The following is a 16515-nucleotide window of genomic DNA, read 5'->3' as shown; positions in this document are numbered from 1 at the left end:
CGGCCTAGCTCCCGGTGCGTCACGGGGGATACACGCCTACCGTGGTCGGGAGTCCAAGCTTCCACTTCTAAGGACAAGCGATGACTGAATCCGCAGCAGGGGGACACATCACCAAGGAGCCCGGCGACCGGGGCCGTACGACCGTCGCCGACGGGGTGGTCGAGAAGATCGCCGGACTGGCCGCGCGCGAAGTGTTCGGGGTACACGCCATGGGGAGCGGCACCGGCCTCTCCCGTACGTTCGGGGCCGTCCGGGACCGGGTTCCCGGCGGCGCCAAAGCCGGCGTGAGCCGCGGGGTGAAGGCGGAGGTCGGCGAGGTCCAGACCGCCCTCGACCTGGAGATCGTCGTCGAGTACGGCGTGTCGATCCGCGACGTGGCCCGAGCCGTCCGTGAGAACGTCATCTCCGCGGTCGAGCGGATGACCGGCCTGGAGGTGGTGGAGGTCAACATCGCCGTCAGCGACGTCAAACTGCCCGACGAGGAAGACGAAGAGCCGGAGTCCCGGCTCCACTAGGCGCCATCCACCCCCCTCCACACTTCGCTCCGGCGAAAGGAGCCCGCATGAGCATGGCGGTCGTCGGCCTGCTGGCCGGCATGGCATTGGGGTTCGCCGGCTATTTCGGCGGCTTCGGGGCCTTCCTCCTGGTGGCCGCACTCGGCGCCATCGGATTCATCCTGGGCCGGTTCCTCGACGGGGACCTGGAGGCGGCCGACCTGTTCCGCCCCCGGGACCGCGATCGGGGCCGCGGACGCGACGACCGGGGCAGGTGAGGCCCGGATGAGCACGCCCAGGACCACCACGCCGCAGACGGACCCCGCGGACCGGGGGGCCACCCGCATCGCCGACCGGGTCGTAGCGAAGATCGCCGCCCAGGCCGCGCGGGAGGCGCTCGCGGCCCGGTCGGGCCGGCCCGCGCCCGGCCCGACCTCGACGGCGGCGGCTCCGCACGCCACCGTCACGGTCCACCACGACATCGCCCGGGTCCGGATCAGCCTGGAGCTGGACTACCCCTCCGACGTCGGCGCGCAGTGCGCGGCCGTGCGCAGCCAGGTCGTCCGGCGGGTCGAGGAGTGCGCGTCGATGTCCGTGCCCGAGGTGGACATCGACGTCGAGCACCTGCACTCCGCGCACACCCGGCTCCCCGCCGGGCGGGACCGGGGGCTGCGGTGAGTGATGCGCCGCCGCCCGACGGCACCGCCCCCTCGGCCCGGCTGCGTTCCGCGCGGCGGGTCCCGGCCGCCCTCACCGCTTGCGTGGTGCTGGGCGCGGCGGGCCTGCTCCTGTACGACCTGATCGCCGTGCGGGCCCACCGCCCCGGGATGAGCTGGCGCCGCGACCTCGCCCACCAGCTCGAACGGCACACTCCGGCGGACCCGGGCGTGATGGTCGGCGGCGGCGTGCTGGCCGCGGCCGGGCTGCTGCTCCTGGTGCTGGCGATCGCCCCCGGGCTCCGCTCGATCCTGCCGATGCGCACCCCCGACCCGGACCCGGCCACGGGCGTACGGGCCGCGCTCGGCCGCAAGGACGCGGCCCAGGTGCTGCGGGACCGGGCCATGGAGGTGTCCGGGGTGCGGTCGGTCCGCGTCTCGGTGGGCCGCTCCCGCATCGGGGTGCGGGCCACCTCGCACTTCCGGGAGCTGGACGACGTACGGGCCGACCTGGACGCGGTGCTCGCGGTCGGCATCGAGGAACTGGGTCTCGCGCGCCCGCCGCGGACGCGCGTACGGGTGGGGAGGTGAGCGCGGCGTGCTCAACGTGGTGAACCGGATCGTGCTGGCGCTGCTCGGGCTGGCCCTGATGGCGGCCGGGGCCGCGGTGCTGACGGGGTCGTGGCCGTTCGGCGGCCGGCACGCGCCGCTGCTGACCGCCGCCACCCGGCAGCGGTACGGGCACGGCGAGGGCTGGTACTGGTGGGCGGTGGCCGCCGGGCTGGGGCTGTGCGTGCTGCTGGCCCTGTGGTGGCTGCTCGCCCAGCTGAGGCGCTCGCGCCTGCAGGCCGTGGCAGTCGACACCGGGGACGGGGCCTTCGCCCTGGTGCGGGGCCGGGCGCTGGAGGAGGCGGTGGCCGCGGAGGCCGGCGCCCTCGACGGCGTCGCCCGCTGCCGGGTGGCGCTGCGCCGCCGGCGCGGATCGCCCGCGCTGCGGGTCGCGCTGGAACTGGAGCCGTACGCGGTCCCGGCCGACGCCCTCGCCGGGCTGGCCGGCCCGGTCATGGCCAACGCCCGCACCTCGGCGGGACTTCCGGCACTGTCGGCCGAGGCCCGTCTGAAGGTGACGTCCCACCGGGCCCGACGGGTGACGTGAACGTGAACCGGACCCGGTGACGGCGTGGGCCCGGCCCGGCTATGACGCGGGCCGGGCCCGGTCCCGGAGTGGGCCGGACCGGCTGGCGGCGGCCGCAGGAGCGGCGCCCGGGAGGCGCCGCCGGTTCTGGAGCCGTACACCGGACGTCCTTCGGACGCCCGTCCGCACGCCGCGTCGGAACCCCCGTCAGAAGCCGTGCCGTGAGCCCCCGTCGACCGGGAGCATGACGCCCGTCAGGTAGGACGCGGCGGGGGACAGCAGGAACGCCGCCGTGCGGCCGAACTCCTCCGGGGCCCCGTAGCGCCGCAGCGGGATGCGGGACTCGTTCCCCGCCCGCGCGGCCGCCGCGTCGCCGGACAGCGCGTCGAGCTCGCGCACCCGGTCGGTGTCGATGCGCGCCGGGAGCAGGCCCACGACGCGGATGCCGCGCGGACCGAGCTCGACGGACAGGGACTTCGCGAAGCCCGCCAGGCCGGGGCGCAGGCCGTTGGAGATGGTCAGGCCGGGGATCGGCTCGTGGACCGAGCCCGACAGGACGAAGCCGATGACCCCGCCCTCGCCCAGCTCGGCGGCGGCCGTCCGCGCGAGGCGGACCGCGCCCAGGAAGACCGACTCGAAGGCCGCCGACCACTGCTCGTCGGTGTTGTCGGCCGCGCTGCCCGGGGCCGGGCCGCCGACGCTGATCAGGATGCCGTCGAGGCGGCCGAAGCGCTCGCGCGCGGTGGCGACGAGCCGTCCGGCCGCGGCCGGGTCGGAGTTGTCGGCGGCGACGCCGGCCGCGTTCGGGCCGAGCGAGGCGGCGGCGTCGGCCGCCCGCTTCTCGTCGCGGCCGGTCAGGAGCACTTTCGCGCCGTCGGCGGCCAGTTCGCGGGCGGAGGCGTAGCCGAGGCCGCGCGTGGCCCCGGTGACGACGTAGACACGGTCCTTCAGTCCAAGATCCATGCCGACACGCTACGCCGTCGCGGGCTCCCGCTCGGCGGATCGGGCGGCCTGCTCGTCGAGGTCGCGCTTCTCGCGCCGTACGAGGATCACCCAGCCCACCGGAACCGCGGCGGTGAACAGCCACCACTGGACGGCGTACGCCATGTGGGGGCCGATGGAGTCGTGGTCGGGGTCGCCGATCATCCGCGGGCTGCCGTCCGCGGGGGCCGGGCCGGTGAGTTCCATGTAGCCGCCGAGGACCGGGCGGCCCAGGTACTCCGCCTGCCGGGCGCTGTTGATCAGCATCACCTGGCGGTCCGGGAGGCCCTTGCGGTCCTTGATCCCACTGCTGCCGCTCGTCTCGTCGGCCTTCAGCCGGCCGGTGAGCGTCACCTCGCCCGCGGGGGCGGCCGGCACCGGCGGGTACGCGCGGGGGTCGTCGCCGCCCGGCACCCAGCCGCGGTTGACCAGGACGGCCCGGCCGTCGGCGAGCACGAGCGGGGTCAGGACGTGGAAGCCGACCTTGTCGTCCCCGTCGGTCCGCATCCGCACGACCACCTCGTGCGCGGTGTCGTACGTACCGGTCGCGGTGACGGCGCGCCAGAAGTCCGCGCGGGGGACCCGGTGGCCGGGAGAGGTGACCTCGGTCACGGGCACCGGCTCGTCCCGCAGGTTCGCCTCGATGAGCTCGTTCTGCGCGACCCGGTGCTCATGGCGGTGGAACTGCCAGAACCCCAGCTTGATCGTCGCGGGGATGAAGGCCAGGGCGACGAGGGTCAGGCACACCCACTGCCGGGTCAGTACAAAGCGGTACACGCCCACGACGGTACCCCCAGCCGGAGGGTCCCCGGCGGCCGGGTGGCCGTCCGGGGTCGGGGCGCGGGGGACGCGGTGCCGGGAACGTGGGTCGACACCGCCCCGGTCGAGGGGGTCAGACGCGGTCTACGACGCCCACCTTCCCCTCCGCACGGGCGCAGTGCGCCCCGCAGAACCACTGGCCCTCGACCTCTACGCCCTGCCCGATGATCTGGACCCGGCAGTGCTCGCAGATGGGCGCCATGCGGTGGATGGCGCAGGCGAAGCAGTCGAAGACGTGCACGGCGCCCTGCGCGTGCACCTCGAACGACATGCCGTAATCATTTCCGCATACCTCACAACGTGCCATGCGCCGAATGCTGCGCACGGCGGCCGGGCGGAACAAGATCCACCGGGGTGAGTCGCCGTGCCTGCACCCGGCCGGAGCAACGCGCGGCCCGGGCGGGCCCACCTCCTGCGCGCCGGCCCTCAGTCCTCGACGGCGGCCACGTCGCGCAGCAGCTGGGTGAAGGCCGCCTCGTCGACGACCGGGGTGCCGAAGGCCTGCGCCTTGACGGTCTTGGAGGTCGCCGAGCCGGGGTCGTTCGTCACCAGCAGGCTGGTGAGCCGCGACACGCTCGTCGCCACGTGCAGTCCCGCCTCGACGGCGCGGTCCTCCAGCAGGTCCCGGTCCACCGAGGTGTCGCCGGAGAAGGCGACCCGCATGCCCTGCTTCAGCGGCTTGCCGTCCTCGAACCGCCCCGGGTTCGGGTGCGGGCACGGCGGCCGCTTGCGCGAGGCGCGCCAGCTGCCGCCCCCGTACGAGGCCTGGTGGCCGATCCGCGGCGCGGCCGGGGTGTCCGACCACTCCGTCAGCGGCCGGCACTCCAGCAGGGGCAGCCGTACGCCGTCCCGCGCGGCCGCGTGCAGCGAGGGGCGGAAGGCCTCCGCGAGCACCCGGGCGTCGTCGAGCGCGTGGTGGGCGCGCTGCTGGACCACGCCGAAGTGCGCGGCCAGCGACTCCAGCTTGTGGTTGGGCAGCGGCAGGTTGAGCTCCTTCGACAGTGCGATGGTGCACAGCCGCTGACGGACCGGCGGGGCGCCTGCGGCCCGCGCGTACTCCCGGGCGATCATCTGCCAGTCGAAGATGGCGTTGTGCGCGACGAGCACCCGGTCCGCGAGCCGCCCGGCGAACTCCTCGGCGATGTCCCCGAAGAGCGGGGCGTCCTGGAGCAGGTCGCTGGTGAGGCCGTGGATCCACACGGGCCCGGGGTCCCGCTGCGGGTTGACCAGGGTGTACCAGTGGTCCTCCACATTGCCCTGCGCGTCGAGCCGGTAGACGGCTGCGGAGACTATCCGGTCGTCGCGAGCGAGCCCGGTGGTCTCCACGTCGACGACCGCGTACCCCTGTGGGTACGCGGTCGGCCACATCGTGTCTGCGGTCGTACGGTCGTCGAGCATGGTCACAGAGGATATCGGCCCCGACCGACAGCCGTGGCCGCGGCGGGTGCGCGCGGGCGCCGTGCGGCGCTCAGCCCAGGGCGGCGACCAGGTCCCCCGCGGCGAGCTGTTCGAGCCCGCAGCCGTCAACGGGCCCCGGCAGCAGCCGGTATACCGAGCCGCTCGCACCGGTCGGCGCCACCTCGCCGTCCACCAGCGCGAGGAACACCGACCGGCCGCACGCGGCGGCGCCCGCCAGCGCACCGACCCGGCCGGAGGCCTCCCGGGCGTCCGGCTCGCCCAGGCCCACCAGCCGCGCGGCGAACCCGGCGGTGTCCTCGCCGGCCCGGCGCCGGTACGTCCACAGCTCGTCGGGGTCGCTCGGCCGGGGCGTGCGGCGCAGCACCGCCACTTCCCGGCAGCGCGCCGCCGCGTGCCAGCCGGCCAGCTCCCACAGGGTGGTGCGGCCGGTGGAGAAGTACTGGAACAGGTCCCGGCCGATGCGGGCCAGGTCGGCGCCGTGCGCCCCGACGCTGTGGAAGCCCTCGTCGTCCGGGAGGTGGACGTCGGTCCACAGGAAGCCGCGGCGTTCGAGGTCGACGAGGAGCGGCACGTGGATCCGGGAACTGCCGACCAGGTCGTAGCGCTGGCGCACCGTCCGCGGGTCGTAGCGGGAGGTCCGCCCGGAGCGGGAGGGCAGGGCCATGAACCCGGCGAAGGCGTCGGGCAGCAGCTCGAAGGGGATGTTGTTGTAGCTGAAGACGACGGGTACGGCGAAGCGCACACCGGTGTCGGCCAGCGCGTCCAGGTCGATGTCGACGTACTCGCTCGCCCCCGCGGGGGCGGGGGCCGAGGTGAGGTCCCCGGAGTGGACGACGGCGCCGCCGCCGTACACGAGGTTCGTGAAGTCGCACACGCCCGCGTGGTTCCAGTCCGCGTCGAACAGCGCCACCGACAGGTCCAGGTCCACCCGCTTCCTCGGCGGCTGCGTCCAGTGCAGGAACATGCGCAGCACCTGCCCGTCGGGCAGGGCCTGGAAGCTGCCCTTGGGGACGGTGACCAGCGCCTTGGCCGCCGCCCGCTCGGTCGACGGGACGTGGAGGTGGGCCAGGCGCGTGTCGAGCACCGCCAGGTCGTACGGGTCCGCCGCGGACAGCCGGCGCAGCACCTCCCGCTCGAACACCTCGCACACCGACCGGGTCACGGCCTCTGGGAACGGGGCGCGGTCCTCGTCCCGGGTGTAGGAGAGGGCGACCTGTCCGCGGGGGAAGAACACCCGCCGGGACCCCGGGAGGTGACGGACGCGCAGCCGTCCGAGCGCGGACAGCACGGGGCCGGGCCCGGCCTTCGGCAGCCGCTCCTCCAGGACCCGGGCGACCTGCGGGGGCAGGGTGTCCGCCGCGTACCGCCGCAGCAGGTGGTCCAGGCGCCGTACGAGTTCCCCCGGCCGTTCGGCGAGCACGGCGAGCGCCCGGTCCGGGTCCGGGTGCCGCAGCGCCTCCTCGGCGCGGCCCTTCCAGGTGGCCGCCCGCAGGAGCGGGCCGTCGGCGCGGACCGCGTGCGGGTGCGCGGCGGCCGTGGCGAGCAGGGCCGCGCCCAGGCCGGTGCCACGGGTGTCGGTCCCGCGCAGTACGGCGAAGGCGAGCGCGGCGCGCGGGTGGCGCGCGTGCCCCTCGAAGGGGTGCAGGATCTCGGCGGCGCGCTTCCAGGGATCGGGGTGGCGCAGCACGTCCTCGACCAGGTCGGCCGGGTCCAGCGCGTCCAGGACGGCCAGGAGTTCACGGCGCAGGGAGCGCGGCAGGGAGCGTACGCGCGGCGGTTCCAGCAGGTTCGCCTCGCCGCCGGACCACACGGCGAGCAGCCGCAGTACGTCGGTGGCGGTGGTGAGGCGCGCGGGCAGCAGGGCGCGCACGGCCTCGCGGGTTCGGCGCTCCCGCAGCAGGGTGCCCAGCACCAGGGCCTTGGTCTCCCGTACGGGGATGTCGTCCGGGAGCCAGCCGAGCCCGGCGTGGGCGTGGGCGAGCAGCACCCGGGTCTCCTCGACGTCGTGCGGGGAGAGCGGGGTGCGGCGCGCAAGCAGCCTGCCGAGGGCGGTGACGCAGTCGGCGGGGCGGTCGGCGCCGAACCGGAGCAGCCGCAGCGGTCCGGCGGAGGTGTCGTCGTCCGGGTCGCCGCCGTCCGCGGGGCCGGTGCCGCCGGGGCCGGGCCCGCCGCCGCCGTTGTCCGGGGCCGGCGCCGACGGGAGGCGCAGGAACGGGTCGTCGGGGTCGACGCGGCCGTGGCAGACCGGACAGCCCGTATACACGGAGCCGTCCCAGCAGCTCCGGCAGACCAGATGGGCGCAGGGCGCGACGGGGTGGACGCTTCCGGGGTTCGCACACCGCACGCAGGGCTGGTCCGGCCACTGGAGGAGGAGGGTGAGGACCCGGTCGATCCACAGTCGGTACATGTCGTCCGGCACGGAGGCGGGGAAGGTGCGGAACAGCGGCATGTGGGTGCGGTCGGAGCCCAGCAGGACGTCGATGTCGCCCACCAGCTGCGCGCCGGCCCGGGCGAGTCCGGCGGGGCCGAGCCAGGCGAGGGCCGCCCGCAGCGGCGGCGTCAGGGCGTAGCCCCGGTCGAGGAGTTCGGCCTCCAGGGCCATCAGGCCCCCGTCCGTCGGGGGGTCGCCGGGGCGCGGCCCGGCCTGGTCGACGTACACGGTCTGGAGACGGCGCAGCAGGACGGTCGACAGCTCGGGCAAAAGGGGGATTCCTCCGGAACGGGGAAGGGAGTGGGGCGGGGGCGGAGAGGGGGCGCGCTACGGGTTTTCGAAGGAGGTCGAGAAGGAAGCACGCCGCGGAGCCGCCCCCGCGCCGCAGATACAACCACGGGCGCCGGAGCGTGCCAAGCGAATTAACGGCAGGGCCCGGCGGCTCGACGGGAGGGCCCGGCGGCCTCCGGGAGCAGCGCCGTGACCAGGGACCTGACCGACATCAGGAAGATCCGCTCCGGATCGGCCGGGCGGGCCAGGGCCCGGGCGAGGGCCGGGTCGCGGGGCGCGGCGGCCGGGTCCCAGAGGTCGCTCTCGGCCGGGGACTGGGCGGGGGAGCGTTCGCGGTTGCGCTCGACGAGGAGGAAGCCGATGACCTGGAACTGGATCACACGCACCGCGTCGGCCGCCCGGGCGCCGCGCAGCCCGGCGGCGTGCACCTCGTGGACGAGGGCCTGCTGCGCGGGCAGGAACATCCGCTCGGTGAGACCGTGTTCGTGGACCATCGCGATCAGGTGCGGCCGCGCCCGCAGTTCGCGGCGCAGGGTCCGGGCCACCGACAGGATGCGGGCGCCGGGGGTACGTCCGGCCGGGCGGATCGCGCCCATCTCCTCGACGGTCCGTTCCACGAGGGCGTCCAGCAGCGACTCGCGGTTGCCGACGTGCCAGTAGATGGAGGTGACCGCGGTGCCCAGCTCGGCGGCGAGTTTGCGCATGGTGAGGGCGGCCGGACCGTGCTGTCTGACCAGGAGCGCGGCGGCGTCCAGGACCTCTCCTCGGGTCAGTGTGCTTCTGGCCATCCTCGTATCGCCTATCTGTTGATCCGTCAGTTCTGTTGTGTGCAAGGGTATTTACCCTTCATCGGCGGCGGTGTAACTGTGTTACAGAACCGACCGAAGGGTGGTGCGAGAGATGGCACGCGTACGGTACGGAGCGCGGACCGAGGCCGAGATCGCGGCGTCGCGCGAGAAGAGCTCCAAGCTCCCCGACATCTGGTCCACGGGCGTGGTGGCGGTCTGGGAGAGCGATCCCGACGTGGTGGCGGCGGTCCTTCCGCCCCCGCTCAAGCCGGCCGACCGGCCCCTGGTGCGGGCCAACATCAGCAAGGTCGACCTGCCCGGCTACCCGCTCGGGGCGGGCTCGGTGGCCGTCGCCGCCCGGCACGGCGGGGTCGAGGGCTGGTACCCGCTGGTCATGCCGATGACCCACGAGCGCGCCCTGATCGGCGGGCGCGAGGTCTTCGGAGAGCCGAAGAAGCTGGGCGAGGTCACCGTGGAGCGCGACGGCCTCGTGGTCCGGGCCGCGCTCGCCCGGCACGGCATCGCGTTCGTCGAGGTCCGCGGGGCGGTGGACCGCGCACTGCCGCTGCCCGAACCGACCCGCAAGACCGACTTCTACTTCAAGTTCTCCCCCGCGGTGGACGGTTCGGGCTTCGACGCCGACCCGGTGCTCGTCCACTGCACGCGCAACGAGAAGGTCCGCAAGCTGGAGCACATCACCGGCGACGTGGTGCTCCGGGAGTCGATGTTCGACCCCGTCGCCGACCTTCCCGTCCTGCGGATCGTGGAGATCACCATCGGCGAGAAGACCACCGACCAGCGGGGCCGGGTCGTCGAGCGGGTCAGCGCCCAGGCCCTGCTCCCGTACATCCACCAGCGCTACGACGACCCCCTGCAGATCCTCGACGGCCCGCCCGAGGGGAGCGTCTGAGATGCGGCTCGAACCGGGACAGGTGGCCGTCGTCACCGGCGCCGCGAGCGGCATCGGCCTCGCGATGGCCCGCCGCTTCGCCGCCGAGGGCCTGAAGGTCGTCCTCGCCGACGTGGAGGAGGGCGCCCTGCGCAAGGCGGCCGGCGAACTCGCCGAGGACGGGGCCGAGGTACTGGCCAAGGCCGTCGACGTCAGCGACCGCGAATGCGTGCTCTCCCTCGCGGACGCGGCGTACGACGCCTTCGGCGCCGTCCACGTGCTCTGCAACAACGCGGGCGTCGGCTCCGGCGCCGAGGGCCGGATGTGGGAGCACGAGCCCAACGACTGGAAATGGGCCTTCTCCGTCAACGTCTGGGGCGTCTTCCACGGCATCCAGGCCTTCGTCCCCCGCATGATCGCGGCCGGCGGCCCCGGCCACGTCGTCAACACCTCCTCCGGCGACGGCGGCATCGCCCCGCTGCCCACCGCCTCCGTGTACGCCGTCACCAAGGCGGCCGTGGTCACCATGACCGAGTCGCTGTACGCCCACCTCAGGGCGGAGGGCGCCGACATCGGCGCCTCCGTCCTCTTCCCCGGACCGCACATGCTGCGCACCGGCCTGTGGGAGTCCCACCGCAACCGGCCCGACCGGTACGCGAAGGAGCGCCCGCGCAGGTCCCCGTACCGCAGCCTCGACCAGTACGAGGCCGCCATGAAGCAGGCCGGGCACGCGGTGGAGTTCACGCCCGTCGAGGAGGTCGCCGAGCACGTCGTCGACGGCATCCGCGCCGACCGCTTCTGGATGCTCCCGGCGAGCGCGCACAGCGACCGGCAGATCCGCGCCCGGTCGCAGTCGATGCTCGACCGCGCCAACCCCGCCTACCTGGAAAGCTTCATCCTCGACTGAGGGGCCCGCCGTGCCTGACGACACCATTGAAGACCCGTACCTGATCATCTCCTCCGACTGCCACGCGGGCCTGCCGACCGAGCAGTACCGCCCCTACCTCGACTCCCGGTTCCACCCGCAGTTCGACGAGTTCCTCGGCCAACGCGACGCCCGCCGCGCGGAGGCCACCCGCCTCGGCGTACGCAACGAGGCCTTCGCGGAGAAGTGGTTCCACGACCACGAGGAAGGCCTCAAGGGCGGCTGGGACACCGGACAGCGGCTGAAGGAACTCGACGGCGACGGCGTGGCGGCCGAGGTCGTCTTCCCCGACGCGGACGCCGTCGACAGCCAGACCGCGGCCCCCTTCGGGGTGGGCCTCGGCCTCTCCGGCGACCAGGACCCCGAACTCGGCATGGCGGGCGCGCAGGCGCACAACCGGTGGCTGGCCGAGTTCGTCGGCGCCGGGGCCGGCAAGAACGCGGCGCGCCACTGCGGCGTCGCCCTGCTCCCCATCACGGGCGAGCCGGACAAGGTCGTCGCGGAGATCCACCGGGCCAAGGAGTCCGGGCTGGGCGCGCTGATGATCCCCGCGATGTGGGTCGACAAGGCGCCCTACCACGACCGCCGTTACGACCCGGTGTGGGCGGCGGCGGCCGAGACGCGGATGCCGATCGTCACCCACTCCGGCTCCTCGCCGCGCCACGAGTACGGCGACCACCTGGGCATCTTCGTCTCCGAGGTCACCTGGTGGCCGGCCCGCCCGCTGTGGTTCCTGCTCTGGTCGGGCGTCTTCGAGCGGCACCCGGGCCTGAAGTTCGGCGTCGCGGAGTCGGGCTGCTGGTGGCTGCCGAACCAGCTGTGGTTCATGGACCGCCTCTACCTCGGCGCCCACGGCGGCAAGAAGCTCTCGCCGTTCGAGGAGCTCAAGCGCCCGCCCAGCGAGTACCTGGACCGGCAGGTGTTCGTCTGCGCCACGAACACCAAGCGGCGGGAGCTGGCGCAGCGCTACGAGATCGGCGTGGACAACATCCTGTGGGGCTCGGACTTCCCGCACCCCGAGGGCACCTGGCCGAACACCCGGGCGTGGCTGCGGAACACCTTCCACGACATCCCGGTCGCCGAGACCCGGCGGATGCTCGGCCTGGCGGCCGCGGAGGTGTTCGGCTTCGACACGGACGCGCTCGCCCCGATCGCCCGCCAGATCGGACCCACCCCGGCCGACCTGGGCCAGCCCGCCGACCAGGGTGCGGTGGAGGCCTCCTGGTCCCGCTCCCGGGAGGTGGGCCGGCACTGGCTGACCGAGCACGACTTCCCGGTGCTGGGGGTGAACCCGTGAGCGCGGCGGACCGCTACACCGTCATCTCGGCGGACTGCCACGCGGGCGCCGACCTGCTGGACTACAAGCCGTACCTGGAGAAGCGCCACCACGACGAGTTCGACGCCTGGGCGGCCTCGTACACCAACCCGTACGAGGACCTGCTCGCGGACACGGCGGACCGCAACTGGAACTCCCGGCGCCGGCTGGCCGAGATGGAGGCCGACGGGATCGTGGCGGAGGTCCTCTTCCCCAACACCATCCCGCCGTTCTTCCCCAACGCCTCGCTGATGGCCCAGCCCCCGACGGCCGCGGAGTTCACCCTGCGCTGGGCCGGGCTCCAGGCCCACAACCGCTGGCTGGCGGACTTCTGCGCGGACGCCCCGGGCCGGCGGGCGGGCGTGGCGCAGATCCTGCTGAACGACGTCGGGGAGGCCGTGCGGGAGATCCGCCGCACGAAGGAGGCCGGCCTGACGGGCGGCATCCTGCTGCCGGGCGCCCCGCCCGGCAGCGGGGTCCCGGAGCTCTACTCGGCCGCGTACGACCCGATCTGGGCGGTCTGCGACGAGCTGGACGTACCGGTCAACCACCACGGCGGCTCGGCGTCCCCGCCGCTCGGCGACGAACCGGCCGCGCGGGCCGTCTTCATGGTGGAGACGACCTGGTTCTCGCACCGGGCCCTGTGGCACCTCATGTTCGGCGGAGCCTTCCGCCGCCATCCGGGCCTCAAACTGGTCCTGACGGAGCAGGGCTCCGGCTGGATCCCGGGCGTGATGCAGATGCTGGACTACTACCACGGCCGCCTGGTCGCGGCCTCGGCCACGGCCGAGTCCAAGTTCGGCGCGGGCCTCGCCGACTCCATGGGCAAGGGCCCGAGCGAGGTGTGGCGGGACAACTGCTTCGTGGGCGCGAGCTTCATGCGCCCCCACGAGGTCCCGCTGCGGGACCGGATCGGCCTCGACAAGATCATGTGGGGCAGCGACTACCCCCACGACGAGGGCACCGCCCCGTTCTCCCGCGAGGGCCTGCGCATCGCGTACGCGGGCCTCCCGCGCGAGGAGGTCGCGGCGATGGTCGGCGGCAACGCGGCCCGCGTCTACGGCTTCGACCTCGCCCTCCTGGGCGCGGTGGCCGCCGAGCACGGCCCGCTGGTCTCCGAGATCGCCGAGCCGCTGACGGAGGTCCCCCCGCAGGCCACCAGCCCGGCCTTCGCCCGCGGCGGCTCGGTCCGCGTCTGGTGACACCGGGTGCCGCCCGCCGCAGGAGCCCGGGTCCGGGACGACCCGGGCCCCTCCGGCGGGCCGGTCGGGACCCGGGGACGGAGCCGGGGACCCGCGCAGCCGCGCCGTCGGGTGAACCGTCGGTAACACCGGTGAATACCGATCGGTAACAACCCCTAGCGGCGCCCGGGAGAGCGCCTCTATGGTGCGGTCATGCCGAACCTGCCCGATGTCGTGCTGTGGTCCATACCAGCCTTCGTGCTGCTCACCGTCGTGGAGTTGGTGAGCTACCGGATCCATCCCGACGAGGACGCCGCCGGGTACGAGACCAAGGACGCCGTCACCAGCCTCGGCATGGGGATCGGCAGTCTCGTCTTCGACTTCCTCTGGAAGATCCCGATCGCCCTGATCTACGCGGCGGTCTACGAGCTGACCCCCCTGCGCGTCCCCGTGCTGTGGTGGACCGTCCTGCTGATGCTGCTCGCGCAGGACTTCCTCTACTACTGGCAGCACCGCGGCCACCACGTGATCCGCATCCTGTGGGCCTGCCACGTCGTGCACCACAGCAGCCGCAAGTTCAACCTCACCACCGCCCTGCGCCAGCCCTGGACCAGCTGGACCTCCTGGCCGTTCTACCTGCCGATGATCGCCCTGGGCGTACACCCGGCCGCCGTGGCCTTCTGCTACTCCGTCAACCTCGTCTACCAGTTCGGGATCCACACCGAGCGCATCGGCAAGCTGCCGCGGCCGGTCGAGTACGTCTTCAACACCCCGTCCCACCACCGCGTCCACCACGCCTCCCAGGGCGGGTACCTGGACCGCAACTTCGGCGGGATCCTGATCGTCTGGGACCGGATGTTCGGCTCGTGGGTGGGGGAGGGGGACAAGCCGGTCTTCGGCCTCACCAAGAACATCAGCACCTACAACCCGCTGCGCGTGGCCACCCACGAGTACGCCTCCATCGCCCGGGACGTCCGCGCCGCCGACAGCTGGCGCGAGCGGGCCGGCCGCGTCTTCGGCGGCCCGGGCTGGCAGCCGGCCGCGGCCGGCTCCGAGGCTCCGGTCCCACCCCGGACCGGGAGCCCGGCCCAGGCCCAGGCCCCGGCCCAAGCCCCGGCTCCCGCCCCAGCCCCGGCCCAGGCCCCGGCCCCGGCCGGGAGTCCGGTCGCGTTCCCCGTCCAGGCGACCGACGCCGCCGACGCCCCCCAGCCCGTACGGGAGACCACCGCGTGAGCACCGCAGAGTCGGCCGGCACGCCCGCCCCCTCCTGGGCCGCCGGCCGGGCGCCCGCCGGGCGGGACCGGCTCGGCCGGGCCGCCCTCGCCGGGTTCGCCCTCGCCACCGCCGCCGACCTCGGCTCCCTCCTCGTCGGCTGGGACCCCGGGCACCCGGTCTTCAAGCCGCTGCTGATGCCGCTGCTCGTCGCGTACGCGCTCACCCGCGGCGCGCCCCGGCTGCTGGTCGCGGCCCTGCTGTTCGGGTGGGGCGGGGACCTGGCGCTGCTCTTCGACGCGGAGCCGGCCTTCCTCGTCGGCATGGGCTCCTTCGCCGCCGGGCACGTCTGCTACCTCGTGCTCTTCGGCCGGCGCCCGACGAACCCGCTGCTCGCGGGCGGGTACGCGCTCGCCCTCCTCGGGACCGTCGGCCTGATGTGGGGCGACCTCCCCGCCGACCTGCGCATCCCCGTCGCCGGCTACAGCCTGCTGCTCACCGCCATGGCGTTGCGCTCCAGCGCCCTCGGCCTGCGGGCCGGCCTCGGCGGTGCGCTGTTCCTGCTCTCCGACACGCTCATCGCCACCGGGGTCGCCGCGTGGCCGCAACTGCCCCGCCCGGACCTCTGGATCATGGCCACCTACCTGGCCGCGCAGTACCTGCTGGCCACGGGCGTCCTGGCCGCGGGGCAGGCGTACCGTAGGGAAGTCATACAAGACTGAACCCCTGAGCCGGAGGACTGCACCACCATGCGCGCCACCGTCATCCACGCTCCGCACGACATCCGCGTGGAGGAGGTGCCCGACGCCGCGGTCCAGCGTCCGGAGGACGCCGTCGTCCGCGTCCTGCGCTCCTGCATCTGCGGCAGCGACCTCTGGGCCTACCGGGGCGAGGCCGCGCGCCAGCCCGGCCAGCGCATCGGCCACGAGTTCCTCGGCGTCGTGGAGGAGACCGGCCCGGCCGTGTCCGGCCTGCGCGCGGGCGACCTGGTCGTCGCACCCTTCATGTGGTCCGACGGCACCTGCGACTTCTGCTCCGAGGGCCTCTACACGTCCTGCGAGCACGGCGGCTTCTGGGGCTCGGTCGGCCACGACGGCGGCCAGGGCGAAGCCGTCCGCGTACCGCACGCCGACGGCACCCTGGTGAAGCTGCCCGCCGCGTCCGCCTCCGACGACCACCTGCTGACCGGGCTGCTCGCGCTCTCCGACGTCCTGGGCACGGGACACCACGCCGCGCTGGGCGCGGGCGTGCGCCCCGGCTCCACCGTCGCCGTCGTCGGCGACGGCGCGGTCGGCCTGTGCGGGGTCCTCGCCGCCAGGCGCCTGGGCGCCGAGCGGATCATCGCGCTGGGCCGCCACACCGCCCGTACGGACATCGCCAAGCTCTTCGGGGCCACCGACGTCGTCGCCGAGCGCGGCGAGGCCGCCGAGGCCGCCGTGCGCGAGCTCACCCGCGGCCGGGGCGCCCACGCGGTCATCGAGGCGGTCGGCACCGAGCAGTCCATGCGCACGGCCGTGAACATCACCCGCGACGGCGGGGCGGTCGGCTACGTCGGCGTCCCGCACGGCAGCGGCACCGGCCTCGACCTCGGCATCATGTTCGACCGCAACATCACCCTGCGCGGCGGTGTCGCCCCCGTCCGCGCCTACATCCCGGAGTTGCTGGAGGACGTGCTCAGCGGCGCGATCGATCCGGCTCCGGTCTTCGACCGGGCGGTGACCCTGGACGGGGTGCCGGACGGCTACCGCGCGATGGACGACCGCTCCGCGCTGAAGGTCCTGATCAAGGCCTGACGCCAGGGCCTGGCGCCGGGGCGCGACGCCGGGGCGCGCGAGTACGCCGGACGTGCGGGAGGGCCGGGGGGGGGGGGCCCCCCCCCCCCCCGCCCCCCCCCCCGGGGGCCCCGCGCGGGGATAGTGACGGCCGTCCGCCCGGCGCCCCCCCCGGGGGCCGGGGAGCCCCGCGGGCCCCCCCATCGC

At 74.4% G+C, this 16515-nt stretch carries 18 protein-coding genes; 12 read left to right on the top strand and 6 right to left on the bottom strand.

Annotated elements, in window-relative coordinates; genetic code table 11:
• The first annotated feature begins 80 nt into the window (after nucleotides 1-80).
• The 5 genes from ACFWTC_RS02115 to amaP are packed head-to-tail and all read left to right on the top strand — an operon-like array spanning nucleotide 81 to nucleotide 2306.
• Nucleotides 81-515 carry an Asp23/Gls24 family envelope stress response protein gene (locus ACFWTC_RS02115; RefSeq protein ID WP_267722424.1) on the top strand — a complete coding sequence of 145 codons (435 nt, stop codon included), beginning with the start codon at nucleotides 81-83 and terminating at the stop codon, nucleotides 513-515.
• Nucleotides 516-562: 47 nt separating this feature from the next.
• A complete protein-coding gene (locus ACFWTC_RS02110) occupies nucleotides 563-772 on the top strand; it encodes a hypothetical protein (RefSeq protein ID WP_383915099.1) in 210 nt (69 codons plus the stop codon).
• Nucleotides 773-779: 7 nt separating this feature from the next.
• Nucleotides 780-1172 carry a hypothetical protein gene (locus ACFWTC_RS02105; protein WP_384025267.1) on the top strand — a complete coding sequence of 131 codons (393 nt, stop codon included), beginning with the start codon at nucleotides 780-782 and terminating at the stop codon, nucleotides 1170-1172.
• Nucleotides 1073-1741 carry a DUF6286 domain-containing protein gene (locus ACFWTC_RS02100; protein WP_383915097.1) on the top strand — a complete coding sequence of 223 codons (669 nt, stop codon included), beginning with the start codon at nucleotides 1073-1075 and terminating at the stop codon, nucleotides 1739-1741. Before ACFWTC_RS02105 ends, ACFWTC_RS02100 begins: the two co-directional genes overlap by 100 nt.
• A 7-nt stretch (nucleotides 1742-1748) precedes the next feature.
• The gene (amaP, locus tag ACFWTC_RS02095; RefSeq protein ID WP_384025264.1) at nucleotides 1749-2306 is read left to right on the top strand and encodes an alkaline shock response membrane anchor protein AmaP; all 558 of its coding nucleotides are present in this window, start codon (nucleotides 1749-1751) and stop codon (nucleotides 2304-2306) included.
• A gap of 186 nt (nucleotides 2307-2492) precedes the next feature.
• Here the strand turns inward: amaP and ACFWTC_RS02090 are convergent, their stop codons facing one another.
• From ACFWTC_RS02090 to ACFWTC_RS02065, 6 genes are all read right to left on the bottom strand, one after another.
• Nucleotides 2493-3248, bottom strand: coding sequence for an SDR family oxidoreductase (locus tag ACFWTC_RS02090; protein ID WP_383915095.1), 756 nt, complete (start codon nucleotides 3246-3248; stop codon nucleotides 2493-2495).
• Between the two features lie 9 nt (nucleotides 3249-3257).
• Entirely contained in the window at nucleotides 3258-4043 is a 786-nt protein-coding gene (locus tag ACFWTC_RS02085; RefSeq protein WP_383915094.1) for an SURF1 family protein, read from the bottom strand.
• A 115-nt stretch (nucleotides 4044-4158) separates the two neighbouring features.
• Nucleotides 4159-4392 (bottom strand): hypothetical protein, encoded by a 234-nt coding sequence (locus tag ACFWTC_RS02080; protein WP_383912822.1) that lies wholly within the window; start codon nucleotides 4390-4392, stop codon nucleotides 4159-4161.
• Nucleotides 4393-4511: 119 nt separating this feature from the next.
• Complete coding sequence (locus ACFWTC_RS02075; RefSeq protein WP_383915093.1) at nucleotides 4512-5489, bottom strand: DEDDh family exonuclease; 978 nt, start codon at nucleotides 5487-5489, stop codon at nucleotides 4512-4514.
• Nucleotides 5490-5553: 64 nt separating this feature from the next.
• Entirely contained in the window at nucleotides 5554-8205 is a 2652-nt protein-coding gene (locus ACFWTC_RS02070; protein WP_384025261.1) for an MXAN_6230/SCO0854 family RING domain-containing protein, read from the bottom strand.
• A 152-nt stretch (nucleotides 8206-8357) separates the two neighbouring features.
• Nucleotides 8358-9014, bottom strand: coding sequence for a TetR/AcrR family transcriptional regulator (locus ACFWTC_RS02065; RefSeq protein WP_384025258.1), 657 nt, complete (start codon nucleotides 9012-9014; stop codon nucleotides 8358-8360).
• A 112-nt stretch (nucleotides 9015-9126) separates the two neighbouring features.
• Between ACFWTC_RS02065 and ACFWTC_RS02060 the strand changes: the two genes are divergently transcribed.
• The 7 genes from ACFWTC_RS02060 (at nucleotide 9127) to ACFWTC_RS02030 (ending at nucleotide 16329) form a co-directional block, all read left to right on the top strand.
• Nucleotides 9127-9924 (top strand): acetoacetate decarboxylase family protein, encoded by a 798-nt coding sequence (locus ACFWTC_RS02060; protein WP_383915090.1) that lies wholly within the window; start codon nucleotides 9127-9129, stop codon nucleotides 9922-9924.
• A gap of 1 nt (nucleotide 9925) precedes the next feature.
• Nucleotides 9926-10810: an SDR family NAD(P)-dependent oxidoreductase gene (locus ACFWTC_RS02055; protein ID WP_383915089.1), complete on the top strand. Its 885-nt coding sequence runs from the start codon at nucleotides 9926-9928 to the stop codon at nucleotides 10808-10810.
• Nucleotides 10811-10820: 10 nt separating this feature from the next.
• Entirely contained in the window at nucleotides 10821-12125 is a 1305-nt protein-coding gene (locus ACFWTC_RS02050; protein ID WP_384025255.1) for an amidohydrolase family protein, read from the top strand.
• Nucleotides 12122-13345 carry an amidohydrolase family protein gene (locus ACFWTC_RS02045; protein WP_383915087.1) on the top strand — a complete coding sequence of 408 codons (1224 nt, stop codon included), beginning with the start codon at nucleotides 12122-12124 and terminating at the stop codon, nucleotides 13343-13345. Before ACFWTC_RS02050 ends, ACFWTC_RS02045 begins: the two co-directional genes overlap by 4 nt.
• A gap of 192 nt (nucleotides 13346-13537) precedes the next feature.
• On the top strand, nucleotides 13538-14557 hold the full coding sequence (locus ACFWTC_RS02040) for a sterol desaturase family protein (protein WP_384025253.1): 1020 nt from the start codon (nucleotides 13538-13540) through the stop codon (nucleotides 14555-14557).
• Entirely contained in the window at nucleotides 14554-15258 is a 705-nt protein-coding gene (locus tag ACFWTC_RS02035) for a lysoplasmalogenase (protein WP_383915085.1), read from the top strand. The genes ACFWTC_RS02040 and ACFWTC_RS02035 overlap by 4 nt, the downstream gene beginning before the upstream one ends.
• A 27-nt stretch (nucleotides 15259-15285) precedes the next feature.
• Nucleotides 15286-16329 carry a zinc-dependent alcohol dehydrogenase family protein gene (locus tag ACFWTC_RS02030; protein WP_384025250.1) on the top strand — a complete coding sequence of 348 codons (1044 nt, stop codon included), beginning with the start codon at nucleotides 15286-15288 and terminating at the stop codon, nucleotides 16327-16329.
• The last annotated feature ends 186 nt before the right edge of the window (nucleotides 16330-16515 follow it).

The sequence above is a fragment of the Streptomyces sp. NPDC058619 genome, from assembly GCF_042717785.1.
Lineage (GTDB): Bacteria > Actinomycetota > Actinomycetes > Streptomycetales > Streptomycetaceae > Streptomyces.
This window is presented reverse-complemented; position numbering and strand designations above follow the sequence as displayed.